Raw genomic sequence first — 2,980 nt, 5'->3', positions numbered from 1 at the left:
GAGGACAGGCGAGTGCATCGCGACGGCGTAGGTGTGGTTCACCTTGGAGATCCACACCGTGAACCGGGGAGGCCGGATGGAGCACTGGCCTGCGAAGCCGACCAGGCAACCTGCGCGCTGCCCGGCGTCGTTTGCAGCGGTCACGACGTAGACCGGCTGGGTGTCCAGCAACGCGACGAACGATTCGAACCCACCCATCCGTCGTCTCCCTCCGTGTCCCACCGTACAACCGCACCCCATCGGCGTTCCCGCTGATCGGGCCCGCAGGACGCGCCTACCCGTTCCGACCGACCTCGACGCGCGAACCTGCGACCTGTGATCGTGTCGGTCGCGCCCCTTACCGTGGCGGGCATGGGCTATGACGTGCACATCACTCGGCGTACGCCGTGGTGGGAGGAACAAGGTGAACTGATCACCGCGCAGGAGTGGGCGGCGGTGGTTGCTGCCGACTCCGACCTGGAGACGGCTCAGGTGGCCCGGGACGGGCCGATGAGCACGCCGGGGTGGCGGCGGATGCGCTCCGCCTCGTCGCAGAGGGGCACGGCGTCGCGGCGGTCGGTGGGGGCTGAGGTCGGCCCACCACCCGTTTGCGCGGCGATTCGTTTGGCGACGGCGATCCGGGGTTACCCGGCATGGGTTGCAGGAGCCTGAGGAGGAATCGTGGCTGAGCCGGGACCGGTGAAGAAGATCGTGGACAGGGTGGTCGAGGCCGCGGAGGGCATCCCGTCCGCAAAGCCGCCCAGGGTGCCTGGTGCGCCCGCGACCGAGCCGCCGCCGGTGGCGGAGCCGACCGAACCGCGGGCGCCGCTGCCCCCGAAACCGGATCAGCGGGCGCCCGCCCCGCTGTCCCCGACCGGGCGGGACACCGGCGCGCCCACGGACGCCGCGGCGCAGAACGGCGGCTACCTGACGACCGCCCAGGGTGTGCGGTTGCCGGACTCGGATCACTCCCTGAAGGCCGGCCCGCGTGGTCCGGTGCTGCTGCAGGACCACCACCTGCGCGAGAAGATCATGCACTTCGACCACGAGCGGATCCCCGAGCGGGTCGTGCACGCCCGCGGGGCCGCCGCCCACGGAACCTTCCGCGCCTACGGCACCGCCGGCGGGATCTGCAAGGCCGCCTTCCTCGCCGAGGGCGCCGAGACGCCGGTGTTCGTGCGGTTCTCCACGGTGCTGGGCTCGCGTGGCTCCGCCGACACCGTGCGGGACACCCGTGGCTTCGCGACGAAGTTCTACACCGGCGAGGGCGTGTTCGACCTGGTCGGCAACAACATCCCGGTGTTCTTCATCCAGGACGCGATCAAGTTCCCCGACGTCGTTCACGCCGCGAAGCCGCACCCGGACCGGGAGATCCCGCAGGCCCAGTCCGCCCACGACACGTTCTGGGACTTCGTGTCCCTGCACACCGAGGCGACCCACCACACCCTGTGGAACATGTCCGACCGCGGCATCCCCCGCTCGTACCGGATGATGGAGGGCTTCGGCGTCCACACCTTCCGCCTCGTCGACGCCGAGGGCACGAGCACGCTGGCCAAGTGGCATTGGAAGCCGAAGGCCGGCGTGCACTCCCTGGTCTGGGAGGAGGCGCAGCTGCTGGCCGGCATGGACCCGGACTTCCACCGCCGCGATCTCGCGGACGCGATCGAGGCCGGCAACTTCCCCGAGTGGGAGCTCGGCATCCAGACCTTCCCCGACACGCCGGAGCAGACGTTCGCGGGCATCGACCTGCTGGACCCGACGAAGATCGTCCCCGAGGAGCTTGCGCCGGTTCAGCCGGTCGGACTTCTCACCCTGAACGCCAACCCGACGAACTTCTTCGCCGAGACCGAACAGGTCGCCTTCCACCCCGGCCACCTGGTCCCGGGCATCGACGTCACCGACGACGCGCTGCTCGCCGGCCGGCTGTTCTCCTACCTGGACACGCAGATCACCCGCCTCGGCGGCCCGAACTTCGCGCAGATCCCGGTCAACCGCCCGCACGCCCCGGTCAACGACATGCTGCGCGACGGCTTCCACCAGGACGCCGTGCACTCCGGCGTCGCCCCCTACAAGCCGAACTCCCTCGACGGCGGCTGCCCGTTCTTCGCCGGGCCGGGAGAGCACGCCTTCATCGAACACCCCGTCCCGGTCGCCGCCGCGGCCAGGGTCCGTGAGGCCCCGGCGTCATTCGCCGACCACTTCGGCCAGCCGCGCCTGTTCTGGCTCAGCCTGAGCCCCGTCGAGCGCGAACACGTCATCGCCGCGTACACCTTCGAACTCTCCAAGGTCTACGAGCAGGCCATCAAGGAGCGGGTCCTGACCGTCCTGGCCAGGATCGACGAGGTGCTCTGCCGCGAGGTCGCCCAGGGGCTCGGCCTGCCCGCTCCCCAGGCCGCGGCCGACGGCCCGGTCGAGGCGGCGCCGAGCCCGGCCCTGTCCCAGCTCGGGCAGCGGTGGCCGGCCACCGGACGGGTGCTCGGCATCCTCACCGGCACCACCAGCGATGCGGACGTGGTGCGGCAGCTGCGCCGGGCGGCGAGCGATGCCGGGCTGCTGCCGTTGGTCATCGCACCCACCGGGGCGCCGCTGGCGGACGACCTCGCGGTGCAGCGGACCTATGGCGCGGCCCGGTCCGTCGAGTTCGACGCGCTCCTGGTGGCGGGCGCACCCCCGCGCGGCGCCGACGACCACGGCGCCCGGGACGCCAAGTCCGGCGCCGTCGCCGGCGGCCAACCCGCCCTCGACTCCCGCGCCGTCCTCCTGGTCAACGAGGCCTACCGCCACGCCAAGCCGCTCGCCGGCCTCGCGGACACCCGCGGCCTGTGGGCGGCCGCGGGGGTCGATCCGCGGGCGCCCGGCGTGTTCACCGAGACCGACCCGGCGCAGGCCGTCCCGGCCCTGGTGGAGCAGCTCGGCACGCACCGGGTCTGGGAACGCTTCCCTGCCGCGGCGCACTGAGCCTGCGACTGTTCGGGGCCGGGCCGGAGCCATCGCTCCGGCC

At 72.2% G+C, this 2,980-nt stretch carries 2 protein-coding genes; one reads left to right on the top strand and one right to left on the bottom strand.

Translation table 11 applies throughout. The features are described 5' to 3' along the window. Positions 1-198, bottom strand: a 198-nt coding sequence (locus ACWGB8_RS38305) for a flavin reductase (protein WP_452218272.1), incomplete at its 3' end; no start/stop codon positions are given. Positions 199-660: 462 nt separating this feature from the next. Between ACWGB8_RS38305 and ACWGB8_RS38300 the strand changes: the two genes are divergently transcribed. Further along, positions 661-2,937 carry a catalase gene (locus ACWGB8_RS38300; RefSeq protein WP_452218271.1) on the top strand — a complete coding sequence of 759 codons (2,277 nt, stop codon included), beginning with the start codon at positions 661-663 and terminating at the stop codon, positions 2,935-2,937. Positions 2,938-2,980 lie beyond the last annotated feature (43 nt).

Source organism: Kitasatospora sp. NPDC054939, assembly GCF_053610105.1.
The sequence above is the reverse complement of the archived record's forward strand: the minus strand, read 5'-3'. Positions and strand labels throughout refer to the sequence as shown.